A 15,648-nucleotide genomic window follows, 5' to 3' on the forward strand; every position below is an offset into this window, starting at 1 on the left:
GTCCGACCCGTTCCTTCTTGCCGCGATTCGCGTTGATCAACGAATCCCCGGCTTTTGCGTGTCCTGAATAGACGCGCAAATAGGTGAGCTGCCCTGCATGTTTGTCGCTCACGATCTTGAACGCCAATGCGGCAAAGGGCTCGTCGTCAGATGCCTTTCGAGGCACCTGCTTGTCGTCCTTGACGCGATAGCCGACTGCAGCCGGGATGTCGACCGGAGACGGCAGGTAGTGGATGACTGCGTCGAGCAGGGTCTGAACGCCCTTGTTCTTGAATGCGGCACCGCACAGAACAGGAAGCAGTTGATTGTTCAAGACTCCGGCTCGCAGGGCTGCGCGAATTTCGTCTGCGCTGATTTCCTCGGCGTCGAGGTACTTGGCCATGATGTCTTCGTCGATATCGGCCACAGCTTCGACCAGTTTTTCACGCGCCTCGGCAGTCGCTTTGAGGTGTGAGGCCGGGACTTCTTCTCGGGAGTACTCGACACCAAGAGAATCGTCGTCCCAGTAGATAGCCTTTTGCTCGATCAGATCGATCACGCCGACAAATTCATCTGCAGTACCGATCGGCAGTTGAATGGGGACTGGATTTGCGTTCAATCGGTCACGCAGCATTGAAACCACCCGGTCAAAGTCGGCACCAATACGGTCCATCTTGTTTACGAACGCGATCCGCGGGACTCCGTATCGATTGGCCTGGTGCCAGACCGTCTCCGACTGCGGCTCGACACCACCGACGCCGCAGAAAATAGCAACGGCCCCGTCGAGTACTCGAAGGGACCGTTCTACTTCGATCGTAAAATCGACATGACCCGGCGTGTCGATAATATTGACAGAATGGCCGAGCCACGCGCAGGCGGTCGCCGCCGACGTAATGGTGATGCCACGCTCCTGCTCTTGTTGCATCCAGTCCATAGTGGCAGCGCCGTCGTGTACCTCACCGAGTTTGTAGTTCACACCGGTGTAAAAGAGGATTCGTTCCGTTGTCGTTGTCTTGCCGGCATCGATGTGCGCCATGATGCCAATGTTCCTTACACGCTCAATCGGGACGGTACGAGGCATGGCTCTGTTCCCTGTACCCTTCGCCGACCTTCGGCTGTCAGCCCGTGCTGACTTGCTTGCGTCTTTCGCCGCACAATTGCTTGCATTCAGTTACCAGCGCGTTCTACCAGCGCGTTCTACCAGCGCGCTCTACCAGCGCGCTCTACCAGCGATAGTGAGCGAACGCCTTGTTTGCTTCCGCCATCCGATGGGTGTCTTCGCGCTTCTTGACGCTCTCCCCTCGTTCGTTGGCCGCGTCGATGATTTCATTCGCGAGCTTCTCGACCATGTTCTTGCCCGGTCGTTTACGCGCGTTTTCCTTCAACCAGCGCATGGCGAGAGACGAAGCGCGCTCGGGCCGGATTTCGATCGGGACCTGATAGGTGGTACCGCCGACCCTGCGTGACTTTACCTCGACCCTGGGCCGGATATTTTCGAGGGCCCGGCGAAACATCGTCAACGGTTCGCTGCGCATTTTTGATTCGATCATGTCGAAGGCGCCGTAAATGATTCCCTCGGCGGTGCTCTTCTTTCCGTCTCTCATGAGAACATTGATGAAGCGACCCACCGTGCGATCCCCATGCCTGGAATCGATGGGTGCTGGGCGCTTCGGTACGGCTCCACGTCTCGGCATTTCTTTTTTCTTCCTAGATCCGATCCCAAGATTTTTTTGGGATTCATTAGACTCTGGCTATGTACTGCTAAAAAAGTACTGCTTAAAAAACTGGACTATTTGGGCTTCTTCGTGCCGTACTTCGATCGACTGCGGTTACGACCGTCGACGCCGGTTGCATCCAGGGTTCCACGAACAATGTGATATCGAACACCCGGCAGATCCTTGACTCGTCCACCGCGCACGAGCACCACCGAGTGCTCCTGAAGGGTGTGGCCGACGCCGGGGATGTAAGCGTTTACTTCCCGGCCATTCGTGAGACGAACTCTCGCTACCTTCCGCAACGCTGAGTTGGGCTTCTTCGGAGTTGTCGTATAGACCCGCAAGCAGACACCCCGCCTTTGGGGGGCCTTCTCGAGGTCGGGCGCCTTCGAGGCCTTTCGCTTGGTGGAACGTCCCTTGCGAACGAGTTGTTGAACGGTGGGCATGTGTGCCTGCTTGCTCCTGCGGTTACTTCGTTGCGGTACGTCCCCTATCCAGTGGGGGCCGGTATCCGATATATAGAAGGTTGTGCCAAATCCTGAAAACAGCAAAAACAGATCCAGAGACACATCTCCCTTCTACCCGCTTCTCAGCAACGATGAGTCCGGAAGGTCGTCGTTCACGACTCAGTCTTGCGGAGATTCGATCGTCGAATCGGCGCTGAGTGATTGAGTCCCCCGAAGCCAGAGCCCCGGGGTGACCTTCAGGATGGTTCACCGTCCATCCGGAAGCGGACCGCAAGGAGGCGGTCTCTGTACCTAGAAAATCGCGCGCAGTCTAGCGTCCCTCCGGGACGTGTCAACGACGCTATAGCTTGCATTCATTTGTATTCGCTGGTGCCAATTGCTCCTAACCAAAGTTCGTGTCCTAGGGAAATACCGCATATCAAATCTTGATCCCGGTCGGTTCATCACCTGCCTTGGCGCGCAAAATGTCGGTCCCTGGAGCCGCCGGATCACTCGCAAGAGCGTCTCCGAACTGTTCATTGCCGGCATCTTCCTCTTCGACGTCGTCGATTCCCGCAATTTCCATCCCTTGCGGGGGATCGATGATAATTCCGACCTTTTGGTAGTTGAGCATCCCTGTTCCTGCGGGGATCAAACGACCCATGATGACGTTTTCCTTGAGCCCCCTCAGCGTGTCAACCTTGCCCCAAATCGCCGCCTCGGTGAGAACCTTGGTGGTTTCCTGGAACGAGGCCGCCGAGATGAACGACTCGGTCGAGAGCGAGGCCTTGGTGATGCCGAGCAGCTGCGGTTCGCCGACCGCGCACTCCTGACCCTCGGCCTCCAACACATCGTTGGCAGCCTGGAAACGAGACTTTTCGACCTGCTCGCCCAGCAAAAAGTCGCTGTCGCCGACCTCGGTAATCCGCACCTTGCGGGTCATCTGTCGAACGATGACCTCGATGTGTTTGTCGTTGATGCGAACACCCTGCAGGCGATAGACCTCCTGCACTTCATCCACCAGATACTTGGCAAGCGCTTTTTCGCCCTTGATCTTGAGAATGTCGTGAGGGTTCGAAGAACCGTCCATCAGCGCGTCACCGGCTCGGACGTGGTCTCCTTCGTGCAGGCTCACGTGCTTGCCCTTCGGAATGAGATACTCCTCCGGCTCGCCCCCTTCGTCGGGGGTCACGAGTACCCGGCGACGACCGCGTGAATCGGGACCGAAGGTAACGATTCCGTCGATCTCCGTGACCACGGCGCATTCCTTCGGCTTGCGGGCTTCGAACAGCTCGGCCACCCGGGGCAGACCGCCCGTGATGTCCTTGGTCTTGCTGGCCTCGCGCGGAATCTTCGCAACGACGTCACCTGCGCCCACCGTGTCACCCTCGTTGACCGAGAGATACGCGCCCACCGGCAAGAGCGCCCGGGAAACAGTTTCGCCCGCGGGGTTCTTGATCGAAATGCGCGGACGCAGATCGGGGTCTTTCGACTCGGTGATGACCTTGGAGGAAACACCCGTGAAGTTGTCGACCTGCTCCTGCATCGTTCCGCCTTCGACGATGTCACCGAACTTCACGACACCCGAATGCTCGGAGAGGATCGGACTTGCAAAGGGATCCCATTCGAGCAGGTAGTCGCCGGTCTTCACGGCAGCGTTTTCTTCGACCTTGATCTGTGCACCGTAAACCACCGGGTGTCGCTCACGCTCGCGACCACTACTGTCGACAATTCCAATTTCACCGTTCCGCGTCATCGCGATGTGGCCGCCCCGCCCGTCCGCCACCCAGCGAATATTGTGGAAGACCGCGGTGCCGGAGGTCGTTGCCTCGGCATGGGACTGTTCGACGCGCCGGGTCGCGGTACCCCCGATATGGAAGGTCCGCATGGTGAGCTGGGTCCCGGGCTCGCCGATGGATTGCGCGGCAATCACACCCACGGCTTCTCCGAGATGGACCATCTGTCCCCGAGACAGATCGCGTCCGTAGCACTTGGCGCACACACCGTGCCGAATCTCGCAAGTCAACACGGAGCGAATCAATACGGACTCGACTCCAGAGCGTTCGATCAACTGGACCTGGTCCTCGTCGATCTCTTTCCCTGCTTCGTGAAGTACCTTGCCGTCGACCGGGTCGAGAATATCTTTGACTGGAACGCGGCCCAAGATGCGCTCGCTCAGTGGCTCGACGATGTCACCCGCTTCGATCAGCGCCGAAATCTCCAGGCCATCTGTAGTATCGCAGTCGAGTTCGCGAATGATCACGTCCTGAGAGACGTCGACCAGGCGCCGAGTGAGGTAACCCGAGTTGGCCGTCTTGAGCGCGGTATCCGCCAAACCTTTGCGAGCACCGTGGGTCGAGATGAAGTACTGGAGAACGCTCAAGCCCTCGCGAAAGTTCGAGGTAATGGGCGTCTCGATGATCGCACCCGAAGGCTTGGCCATCAGACCACGCATCCCGGCGAGCTGTCGCATCTGCTGAGCTGAACCGCGCGCGCCAGAGTCCGCCATCATGAAGACAGCGTTGAAACTCGGAGCTTCGACCTCCTTGCCCTGTTCATTGATTCGCGTCTCGTGGCTGATCCCGTCGAGCAACATCTCAGTGATCTTCTCTGTAGCCATGGCCCAGATGTCGATCACCTTGTTGTAGCGCTCTCCGTCTGTGATCAGACCATCCTGGTACTGCTCACTGATTTCGCGCACTTCTTCGGCGGAGGCATCAATAACGGCCTGCTTTCCCTCGGGCACCTTCATGTCGTCGATGCAGATCGAGATTCCGGCTCGGGTCGCATGGGTGTATCCAAGCGTGCGAAGGCGATCCGCCAGAATTACCGTGGCCTTGTTGCCCCGGCTGCGGAATACGACATCCATGACTTCGCCGAGCGCCTTTTTGTCCATCACCCTGTTGATGTGTTCAAAGGCGACGCCTTCCGGCAGCACTTCGGCCATCAAAACTCGACCCGTCGTCGTGTCGACGATTTCGCCATCGATCCGGACCTTGATCGCCGCGTGGATGTGAACCACCCCCGAGTCGAACGCAATGCGCGCTTCATCGACACTCGAGAAGCGCGAGCCCTCACCATTCACGCCGGGTCGCAGCCGGGTCATGTAGTAGCAACCGAGAACGATGTCCTGGGTTGGCCCGATGATGGGACGACCGGTTGCGGGGCTCAGGATGTTATTCGTAGACATCATCAGCACACGCGCTTCGATCTGCGCCTCGACGCTGAGCGGGACGTGCACGGCCATTTGGTCGCCGTCAAAATCGGCGTTGAACGCGGCGCATACCAGCGGATGCAACTGGATCGCCTTGCCGTCGATCAGCAGCGGCTCGAAGGCCTGCATGCCCAAACGATGCAGGGTGGGAGCGCGATTGAGCAGAATCGGATGCTCGCGAATCACGTCGGCGAGGATATCCCACACCTCGGGACGCTCCTGTTCGACCATCTTGCGAGCGGCCTTGATCGTCGTCACAAAGCCCTGTTGTTCGAGCTTGGAGTAGATGAAGGGCTTGAAAAGCTCGAGCGCCATACGGTTCGGCAGCCCGCATTGATGCAGTCGCAACTCGGGACCTACGACGATCACACTACGACCCGAGTAGTCGACGCGCTTGCCGAGCAGATTCTGCCGGAAGCGTCCCGTCTTTCCCTTGAGCATGTCCGAGAGCGACTTGAGCGGTCGCTTGCTCGGGCCAGTAATCACGCGCCCCCGCCGCCCATTATCGAACAACGCGTCCACGGCTTCCTGCAGCATACGCTTTTCATTGCGAATGATGACATCCGGCGCGTTGAGTTCCTGGAGCCGCTTGAGGCGGTTGTTCCGGTTGATGACGCGGCGGTAGAGATCATTGAGGTCACTGGTGGCGAACCGGCCGCCGTCCAACGGGACCAGCGGTCGCAGGTCCGGCGGGATCACCGGGACGATTTCGAGCACCATGTACTCGGGCTTGTTGGTGGACTCGCGGAAGGCCTCGAGAACCTTCAACCGCTTGGCGATTTTCTTGCGCTTCGCCTCACTGGTCACTTCGCGTAGATCGACGCGGAGTTCCCGGCACAGGGTCTGGATGTCCAGACCGGCGAGCAAGGTGCGAACCGCTGCGGCGCCAATCCCGTACTCGAAGGCATTGCGACCGTATTGCTCGCGACACTCGGCGAGCCGCTCGTCAGAGAGCAGTTCGCCCTGCATCAACTCCGTGTCGCCTGGATCGAGGACCACATGGGACTCGAAGTAGAGGACTTTTTCGATATCGCGCAAAGTGATCTCGAGAATATTGCCGATGCGCGAGGGAAGCGACTTCAAGAACCAGATGTGCGCAACCGGTGACGCCAGGGTGATGTGCCCCATGCGCTCCCGACGCACCTTGGACTGAATGACCTCGACGCCGCATTTTTCGCAGACGACGCCGCGATGCTTCATGCGCTTGTACTTGCCGCAATTGCACTCGTAGTCCTTCACCGGGCCAAAAATCTTGGCGCAGAACAGACCATCCCTCTCGGGCTTGAAGGTTCGGTAGTTGATGGTCTCCGGTTTCTTGACCTCGCCAAAGGACCACTCCCGAATTTTTTCGGGGGAGGCCAGCGAAATGCGAAGCGCATTGAACGCCAGGGGATCTTTCGGCTTTTCAAAGAGATTATAGAGATCGCGCAATGTAGTTTCCCCTTCTACTATTCTTCAATGAGCTCGATGTTGAGGGTCAGCGCCTGAAGCTCCTTGACCAACACATTGAAGCTCTCGGGCAGTCCCGGCTCGAGTACATTTTCACCCTTGACAATGGACTCGTAGATCCGCGTTCGCCCGATCACATCGTCGGACTTCACGGTCAAGAACTCCTGCAACGAACTGGCAGCACCGTACGCTTCCATGGCCCAGACCTCCATCTCGCCGAGGCGCTGGCCACCGAACTGCGCCTTTCCGCCGAGAGGCTGCTGGGTCACCAGGCTGTACGGCCCGATGCTCCGGGCGTGGATCTTGTCATCTGCCAGGTGGTGAAGTTTGAGCATGTAGATAATCCCGATGGTGACGTCTTCATCAAAGGGCTCGCCTGTCCGACCATCAAAGAGGATCGTCTGACCGCTTCGGGGAAGACCGGCTCGTTCGAGTTCGTCCTTGACCTGCTCTTCGTTCGCTCCGTCGAAGACCGCCGTAGCAATATGAATGCCACGTCCAACGTTCTGTGCCAGTGAACGCAGGGTTTCCGGTGAAGCCTCATCGAGCAGCGCCCCAACCCGATCATCCGCATAGACCTGCTTGAGTTTCGCACGCAAGGTTTCGGGATCGATATGCTTCTCGACCATCTCGCGCACTGCACGGCCCAAGCCCTGGGCCGCCCATCCGAGGTGAGTCTCGAAGATCTGTCCAATGTTCATCCGCGAGGGCACGCCAAGAGGATTGAGCACGATATCGACAGGGGTTCCGTCGGACAGATAGGGCATGTCTTCTTCGGGAAGAATCCGGGAAATGACTCCCTTGTTCCCGTGCCGACCGGCCATCTTGTCGCCGACGCTGAGCTTGCGCTTGATGGCCACGTAGATCTTGACCATCTTGAACACGCCCGGAGGCAATTCGTCGCCCTTCTTGAGCCGCGCAATCTTTTCATCGAAGACCGCGCGAATCACCGACGCCTGGGCCTCGACGTTTTCGAACACCAGATTGATCTTCTCCTGGGCACTCGAATCGTCGACCTGAATCTCTCGCCAGCGGCGTTCTGGAATCTCCCCGAGAATTTCCTCCGTGATGGTGTCGCCGCCGTTCAGCCAATCGATGCCTCGTCGCTCGTCTGAAACCCGGGTCGCCGCACGCTTCCCGGCCATCAACTCGCGAATCTTGGAGAACGCGCTGTTGCGAATGATGCGGACCTCGTCTTCTTGATCCTTGCGCAGGCTGTCGATCTCCTGCTCTTCGAGCATGCGCGCGCGTTCGTCCTTCTCTACTCCGCGACGCTGGAAGACTTGAGCGCCAATGATGGTGCCCGTTACTCCCGGCGGTACGCGCAGCGACGTGTCTCGGACGTCCCCGGCCTTCTCGCCGAAGATTGCCCGCAACAGGCGCTCTTCCGGGGAGAGCTGGGTTTCACCCTTCGGCGTAATCTTGCCGACCATGATGTCGTCCTGCTTGACCTCGGCACCAATGCGGACGATGCCCGCCTCGTCGAGATCACGCAGCGCTTCTTCGCCGACGTTCGGAATATCCCGGGTGATGTCTTCCTTGCCAAGCTTCGTATCCCGGGCGATGCACTCGAATTCTTCGATATGGATCGACGTGAAGTAGTCGTCCTTTACGACCCGTTCCGAGATCAGAATCGAATCCTCGAAGTTGTATCCACCCCAGGGCATGAACGCGACGCGAACATTGACCCCGAGGGCCATCTCGCCGCGATCGGTTGCGGGACCATCTGCAATCACCTGACCGGCTTTGACATGATCTCCCACCTGAACGATCGGACGCTGATTGATGCAGGTATTCTGATTCGAGCGCTGATACTTGATCAGATTGATGATGTCGACATTTGAACCGGTGCCTTCATCGTCATCGGGCTTCAAGACAATGCGTCCGGCATCTACCGATTCCACTGTGGCATTGTGCTTTGCCACGACCGTCACTCCAGAATCCCGGGCGACTACGGCTTCCATGCCGGTCCCGACCAGGGGAGCTTGGGTGCGGAGCAGCGGCACCGCCTGCCGCATCATGTTTGATCCCATGAGCGCACGATTCGCATCATCGTTCTCCAGGAACGGGATCAGCGAGGCGGCGATCGAGACCATCTGGTTGGGCGACACGTCCATCAGATCTACATTTTCCCGCTCGAGCATTTGGAACTCGCCCTCTTTACGAGCGGAGATGTTTTCGTCCTCGAACCAGCCGTCCTTTGAGATTTTGGCGTTTGCCTGGGCAATGGCCGAACGCTCTTCATCCAGCGCAGTGTAGAAGTTGACCTTCGTCGAGACCTTCTCATTCTCGACCGCGCGGTAGGGCGTTTCGATGAAACCCATGTCGTTGACCCGAGCAAAGGTCGAAAGCGATGCGATCAGCCCAATGTTCGGGCCTTCGGGGGTCTCGATCGGACAAATGCGTCCGTAGTGGCTCGGATGTACATCGCGAACCTCGAATCCCGCACGCTCGCGGGTCAGGCCACCGGGCCCGAGAGCCGAAAGCCGCCGCTTGTGTGTGACCGAGGAGAGCGGATTGGTCTGATCCATGAACTGGGACAACTGACTCGAGCCGAAGAACTCCTTGATCACAGCCGAGACGGGCTTGCTGTTGATCAGATCGTGCGGCATCAGGGTCTCGATCTCCTGAAGCGACATGCGCTCCTTGATCGCGCGCTCCATCCGGACCAGGCCGATCCGATACTGGTTTTGAAGCAGCTCGCCAACGACGCGAACCCGGCGATTTCCAAGGTGATCGATATCGTCGACCTTCTTGCTCAGATCGATGCCGTTCTTGAGATCGACCAGATACTTGACCGCGCTGAGGATGTCTTCTTTTCGCAAGGTCGGCAGTTCACCGAGGGGGATTCGATCTTCGGGGCCAGAGCGACCCGCCGGGAAGAACGAAACACTCTCGTTGCCGTCGAAGTCGAGCTTGTGATTGACCTTGAGACGGCCGACTTGAGAGAGGTCGTAGCGCTCAGGATTGAAGAAGAGGTTATTGAAGAGATTGGTGGCAGTATCGAGGGTCGGCGGATCACCCGGCCGCAAGCGTCGGTAGATCTCGATCGTGCCCTCGTCCTGGTTCTCGGTTCCATCCACCAGCAAGGTGTCGCGAATGGCTGTTCCGGTGGTGATCGGGTCCAGATATAGCAGCGGAAATTCGTTGATCCCGCGCGTCTTGAGATCGTCGAGATGGGCTTGAGTGATCTCTTCGTTGCACTCGAGAATGACCTCGCCCGTGTTCTCATCGACGATGTCGATCGGAACAACACGCTTGACCGCATCCTCGCGGACGATGTCCTCGAGCGATACCTGGATCCATTCGATCCCTGCCTCGCCCAACTTGCGCACGGCGGCGGCGGTAAACTTCTTGTCTTTCTTGACCAGGACCTTTCCGTCCGTGCCCTTTACTTCGCGTGTGCAGCGCTGCCCGACGAGAAGCTCGGGTGTCGACTTTTTGAAGATCTTGCGACCGTCAATCTTGATCTGTTCCGCGACGTAGAAGTAGCCGAGGATATCCTCGGTGGTGTAACCCAGTGCCTTGAGCAGCACCGTGACGTGGATCTTGCGCCGTCGATCGATCCGAGCGAACAGCAGATCCTTGTGATCGAATTCGAGGTCCAACCAGGACCCGCGATAGGGAATGATGCGGCAAGAATAGATCTTCTTGCCGGCCGCACTCACGGTGGTCGACAGTGACGAATCGTAGAAAATACCCGGCGAGCGATGAAGCTGAGAAACGATGACGCGTTCGGTGCCGTTGATGATGAAGGTACCGTTGTCGGTCATGATCGGAATTTCGCCGAAGTAGACCTCTTGTTCCTTGACGTCGCGGATCGTCTGAGAACCCCCGCCATCTTCCCACGCGATCAGACGAATCGTCACCTTGAACGGCGCAGCGTAGGTCATGCCTCGCTGGAGACACTCCTGCACGTCGTACTTCGGCTGCTCGAGGGTGTAGCCGACGAACTCGAGAGAGGCCGTGTCGTTGAAGTCCTTGATCGGGAAAACCGAGTGGAAGACGTTCTGAAGACCGAGATCTTCACGCTTTTCCATATCGACATTGAGCTGGAGAAAACGCTCGAACGACTTCCTCTGAATTTCGAGAAGATTCGGAATATCGACCATCGGCGGTGTACGCGCGAAGTTCTTTCGGATACGCGGTGCAAACTCGCAAAGATTATATTCAGCCACGGCTTGTATTTGCCCTCCCGTTCGCCCCAGTAACGCGGATGCTGCGTGTGTGCGGGACAAAATTGAAGCTCACCCGCCTTCCCATGAGGGCGGGTGTCTCGCCAAAGAAAGCGTTTCTACTTAACGTCGCACTGACCGCCGGCTTCCTCGATCTTCTTCTTGATCTCTTCGGCCTCGTCCTTCGGCACGCCTTCTTTCAGCGTCTTGGGAGCTCCCTCTACGAGTTCCTTGGCTTCCTTGAGACCCAGGCCGGTAATCGACCGGACTTCCTTGATCACCTGGATCTTCTTGTCGCCGTAGGAGATCAGGACCGCGTCAAACTCGGTCTGCTCTTCGGCGGCTTCACCACCACCACCACCACCCGCGACGGCAACCGCCACTGGTGCGGCGGCGCTCACGCCCCACTTTTCTTCAAGCAATGTGGCGAGTTCCGCCGCTTCCATGACGGTCAAGCTCGAGAGCGATTCTGCGATTTCGTTGAGGTCGGCCATTTCGTTCAACCCTTCCTTAGTATGGAGAGTGGTGTGCGTTTAATGCGGAAGAAGCGCTTCGCTCCTTCCTCCCACTCTTGCTGCTCTATTCAAAACTTCTCGGAACCCAGTCGCTGCGAGATCGCCAAGTCGGGCTGTGCCCGATCTCCTTCTCACCGCTCCCGTGTCCCTTCCGGATCGCACCCTGCAATCCGGCAAAATTCGTTGCAATCGCACAAAGAGTCACTGCGATCGCGTTGCGAGGCCCTGCTTTCAGGAACCTCCTTCGTCCAATGACTTCGACCGCGCATCTAGCAATCGCGCGAGTTGACCACCGGGTTCACTCAGCAGACGCACCAGCTTGGTGGCCGGTGCCTGGATCAATCTCACGAACTTGCCCCGAAGTTCGAGCAACGAAGGCAGCATCGCGAGCTTTGCGACTTCTTCGACCCCGAGAGCTTTGCCGTCGAGAAAACCACCCTTGACTTCGAAGGCTTCGTTCTTCTTGTCGCAATCAACGAGAACCTTGGCCACTCGAACCGGATCGCCGTAGGCGATCGCAATGGAGGTCGGACCGTTGAAATGGTCGGCAATCACGGAGAGATCCGTGTCGGCAACCGCCAGTCGCAACACCGAGTTCTTCGTCACGGTGTATTCCGAATCGTCCGGATCGTCTCCTCGCAGATCACTGCGAAGCTTGTTGATCTCGACCACGTTCAGGCCGCGGTAGTCCGCGATGAATACACCGGTTGCGCGACTGAATTTTCCCTTCAGCTCGCTGACTTGTTCTTCTTTCTGAGCACGGGTGAGCACGTCTTGCTCCTATTCCGTTTACGATCTTGTTGTTTTTACCGTTTGGTGCTTGCTTGTTGCTATTCCAGTCAGAGCCAGCCGATCTCAGGCCACCGCCGTAGAGCCAGGCTCGATGCGCACCGAGGGACCCATCGTTGTCGATACGGAAAGCGTCTTCATATAGGTACCCTTCGTAGCCGCAGGCTTCGCCTTGACCAGAGCCGCGACCAACGCCGACGCATTGGCGATCAAATGTTCGGCGCTGAATGAGTGTTTTCCGATGGGGCAGTGAATGATTCCGTTCTTGTCGACCCGGTACTCCACTTTGCCCGCCTTCTGTTCTTCGACGGCCTGACCCACATTGGGTGTAACCGTCCCGAGCTTTGGATTGGGCATCAAACCGCGCGGCCCGAGAACGCGACCGAGTCGACCTACGATGCCCATCATGTCCGGAGCCGCGATGACGCGATCGAACTCCATCCAACCCTCGTCCTGAATCTTCTTGGCGAGTTCCTCGCCACCGACGTAGTCCGCTCCGGCAGCTTTGGCCTCAGCTTCCTTGTCGCCCTTGGCGAACACGAGGATCCGAACCGTACTCCCGGTGCCGTGGGGCAGCACCAGGGCACCGCGGACCATCTGATCTGCGTGCTTCGGGTCGACTCCGAGGCGAACCGCAATGTCGACACTCTCGTCGAACTTGCCCTTGGGCATCTGTTTCAGCAGCTCGACCGCCTCGTCGAGGGGATACAATTTCGCCTCCTCCACCAACTCCGCAGCCGCGCGATATCTCTTTCCTCGGCTCGCCATGATCAGCCCTCCACTTCCAGGCCCATGGAACGAGCCGTGCCTGCGATGATTCGCTTGGCGTTCTCCATATCGTTCGCGTTGAGATCGGCCATCTTTATTTCGGCGATCTCAGCCAACTGGGCTTGAGTCACCTTGCCCACCTTGGTGCGATTGGGCTCACCGGATCCCTTGGCGATCTTTGCAGCCTTCTTCAGCAGGACCGATGCCGGGGGAGACTTCAGCTCGAACGTGAACGAACGATCGGTGTAAATCGTGATGACGGACGGAATGATCAATCCCGCCTTGTCCTGGGTCCGCACGTTGAACGCTTTGCAGAATTCCATGATGTTGACGCCGTGCTGACCGAGGGCCGGGCCGACCGGAGGCGAAGGATTCGCTTGTCCGGCGGGACAGTGGAGCTTGACGATCGCCATGACTTTCTTTGCCACGATATTCTTTCCTTAAACTCTGAAGTCGCTGTCGAAAGCTGTTGGACTAAGCGAGTTCGACGTTGGTGTAGTCGAGCACCACCGGAGTCGCTCGACCGAAGACTTGAACCATCACCCGGAGTTTTTCCTTCTCCGGCATGACTTCATCTACAAATCCTGAGAAGTTGGCGAACGGTCCGTCAACGACTCGCACGTTTTCGCCCTCTTCGAACGTGATCAAAGGCTTTGGCTTTTCCGCACCATCCTTCATGCGCTGGGTCATCCGGGCGACTTCTTCGTCGGAGATCGCAGGAGGGTTGGTCGCCCCCCCAACAAAGCCGGTGATCTTGGGCGTCCCCTTGACGATGTGCCAGGTCTCGTCGTTGAGCTCCATTCTCACCATGATGTAGCCGGGGAAGAACTTGCGCTTGAAGTTGCGCTTCTGTCCCTTGACCATTTCGACGACGGACTCTTCCGGGATCAGCACCTCGTCAAATTGTTCTTCGAAGCCGAGGGCATTCGCTCGCTCGAGCAAACCCTGCTTGGCCCGGTTTTCCTGCCCCGAATATGTATGAACGATGTACCACTTCTTCTTGTCAACGGATCCCGCCGCGGCATCCGCGGGCTTTGCGACAACCGGCTCAGTCGCGGCCACGTCAGCCGACACTTCGGCCACATCGTCGTCCGGAGTACTACCCTTTGAGTCACTCATTGGATCACCATCCATTTCGAACTCGCAAAATCTCGTGCCAGGAAGGCAGTGCTCACTCGAGCACCTTCTTCATTATTTCGGCCAGCCCAAAGTCCACCACGCCGAGAACGAACGTGATGATGCTGACCACAACGATGACGCCCACCGTGCCTGCCATCGCCTCTCTCTGTGGAGGCCAAGAAATCTTGCGGTACTCGACGCCCACTTCTCGGAGATACTGCTGGGCGTTCTGGAACCACTCCGCTGGATTCATCGATTTCACGCTCCACTTAAAACTCGTAACCGTCTTTCAACCAACTGTTCAATCAACTGTTCCATCAATCAACCCAGTTTCCGGTCGGTCGTGCCTTCGACCCTTTCGCGCTGCGAACTTGGCAGGCGCGGAGGGAATCGAACCCCCAACCTCCGGATTTGGAGTCCGGTGCACTACCAATTGTGCTACGCGCCTAATCGAACTCCCGGCAAATCTGCGTCGCCCAATCTTTACTCGATCACCTCGGAGACCACGCCAGAACCCACCGTGCGGCCGCCCTCGCGGATCGCGAAGCGCAACTCCTTGTCCATTGCAATCGGGGTGATCAACTCCACCACCATCTCGACGTTGTCACCGGGCATCACCATTTCCGTTCCGTCCGGCAGCGTCGCGATACCCGTCACATCCGTCGTACGGAAGTAGAACTGAGGCCGATAACCATTGAAGAACGGCGTGTGACGCCCACCCTCGTCCTTGGTCAAGATATACGCCTGGGCCCGGAACTTCGTGTGCGGCGTGATCGATCCCGGCTTCGCCAGAACCTGGCCCCGCTCCACCTCGTCCTTGCCCGTGCCCCGGAGCAGACAACCCACGTTGTCGCCGGCCTGGCCCTCGTCCAGGATCTTCCGGAACATCTCGACACCCGTCACCGTCGTCTTCGTCGTGTCGCGAATACCGATGATCGCTACTTCGTCCCCCGTGTGAACGATGCCCTGCTCGATCCGGCCCGTCACCACCGTCCCGCGACCCGTGATCGAAAACACGTCCTCGATCGGCATCAAGAAATCGCGATCCAGCGCCCGCTCCGGCGTCGGAATCGCAGTGTCCAATGCGTCCATCAATTCGTCGATGCACTTGTTCGCGGTGTCATCGCTCGGATTTTCACCTGCCGCCAACGCCGAACCCATGATGATCGGAATGTCGTCGCCGGGAAATTCGTAGCTCGAAAGAAGCTCTCGCACTTCCATCTCGACCAGCTCCAGCAACTCGTCGTCGTCTACCTGGTCCACCTTGTTCATGAACACCACGAGGTGAGGAACGTTGACCTGGCGAGCCAAAAGCACGTGCTCACGGGTCTGGGGCATCGGGCCGTCGGCCGCGGAAACCACCAGGATCGCCCCGTCCATCTGGGCCGCGCCCGTGATCATGTTCTTCACGTAGTCCGCATGGCCGGGGCAGTCCACGTGTGCGTAGTGACGAGCTTCTGTCTGATATTCTACGTGGGC

The 15,648-nt window shown here is 58.1% G+C and carries 12 protein-coding genes and 1 tRNA gene; all 13 read right to left on the reverse strand.

The annotated features are described in order from the left end of the window. On the reverse strand, positions 1 to 1,060 hold a 1,060-nt coding region (locus IH881_17525), incomplete at its 3' end, for a GTP-binding protein (protein ID MCH7869498.1). A gap of 142 nt (positions 1,061 to 1,202) precedes the next feature. Then, positions 1,203 to 1,673 carry a 30S ribosomal protein S7 gene (gene rpsG, locus IH881_17530; GenBank protein ID MCH7869499.1) on the reverse strand — a complete coding sequence of 157 codons (471 nt, stop codon included), beginning with the start codon at positions 1,671 to 1,673 and terminating at the stop codon, positions 1,203 to 1,205. Between the two features lie 95 nt (positions 1,674 to 1,768). Beyond that, a complete protein-coding gene (locus tag IH881_17535; protein MCH7869500.1) occupies positions 1,769 to 2,140 on the reverse strand; it encodes a 30S ribosomal protein S12 in 372 nt (123 codons plus the stop codon). A gap of 439 nt (positions 2,141 to 2,579) precedes the next feature. Beyond that, positions 2,580 to 6,785 (reverse strand): DNA-directed RNA polymerase subunit beta', encoded by a 4,206-nt coding sequence (rpoC, locus tag IH881_17540; protein MCH7869501.1) that lies wholly within the window; start codon positions 6,783 to 6,785, stop codon positions 2,580 to 2,582. Between the two features lie 17 nt (positions 6,786 to 6,802). Beyond that, on the reverse strand, positions 6,803 to 10,915 hold the full coding sequence (rpoB, locus tag IH881_17545; GenBank protein MCH7869502.1) for a DNA-directed RNA polymerase subunit beta: 4,113 nt from the start codon (positions 10,913 to 10,915) through the stop codon (positions 6,803 to 6,805). Positions 10,916 to 11,097: 182 nt separating this feature from the next. Next, positions 11,098 to 11,472, reverse strand: a complete 375-nt coding sequence (gene rplL, locus IH881_17550) for a 50S ribosomal protein L7/L12 (protein ID MCH7869503.1) — start codon at positions 11,470 to 11,472, stop codon at positions 11,098 to 11,100. 252 nt (positions 11,473 to 11,724) lie between these two features. Further along, positions 11,725 to 12,264, reverse strand: coding sequence for a 50S ribosomal protein L10 (rplJ, locus tag IH881_17555; protein MCH7869504.1), 540 nt, complete (start codon positions 12,262 to 12,264; stop codon positions 11,725 to 11,727). 84 nt (positions 12,265 to 12,348) lie between these two features. Further along, on the reverse strand, positions 12,349 to 13,050 hold the full coding sequence (locus tag IH881_17560; protein ID MCH7869505.1) for a 50S ribosomal protein L1: 702 nt from the start codon (positions 13,048 to 13,050) through the stop codon (positions 12,349 to 12,351). Between the two features lie 2 nt (positions 13,051 to 13,052). Further along, complete coding sequence (gene rplK / locus IH881_17565) at positions 13,053 to 13,478, reverse strand: 50S ribosomal protein L11 (protein MCH7869506.1); 426 nt, start codon at positions 13,476 to 13,478, stop codon at positions 13,053 to 13,055. 46 nt (positions 13,479 to 13,524) lie between these two features. Continuing rightward, on the reverse strand, positions 13,525 to 14,169 hold the full coding sequence (gene nusG / locus IH881_17570) for a transcription termination/antitermination protein NusG (GenBank protein ID MCH7869507.1): 645 nt from the start codon (positions 14,167 to 14,169) through the stop codon (positions 13,525 to 13,527). Between the two features lie 52 nt (positions 14,170 to 14,221). Then, positions 14,222 to 14,422, reverse strand: coding sequence for a preprotein translocase subunit SecE (gene secE / locus IH881_17575; GenBank protein ID MCH7869508.1), 201 nt, complete (start codon positions 14,420 to 14,422; stop codon positions 14,222 to 14,224). A 119-nt stretch (positions 14,423 to 14,541) separates the two neighbouring features. After that, positions 14,542 to 14,617 (reverse strand) — tRNA-Trp (locus tag IH881_17580). Positions 14,618 to 14,652: 35 nt separating this feature from the next. Then, the coding region (tuf, locus tag IH881_17585) for an elongation factor Tu (GenBank protein MCH7869509.1) at positions 14,653 to 15,648 on the reverse strand (996 nt) is incomplete at its 5' end.

This window comes from Myxococcales bacterium (genome assembly GCA_022563535.1).
GTDB lineage: Bacteria > Myxococcota_A > UBA9160 > UBA9160 > UBA4427 > DUBZ01.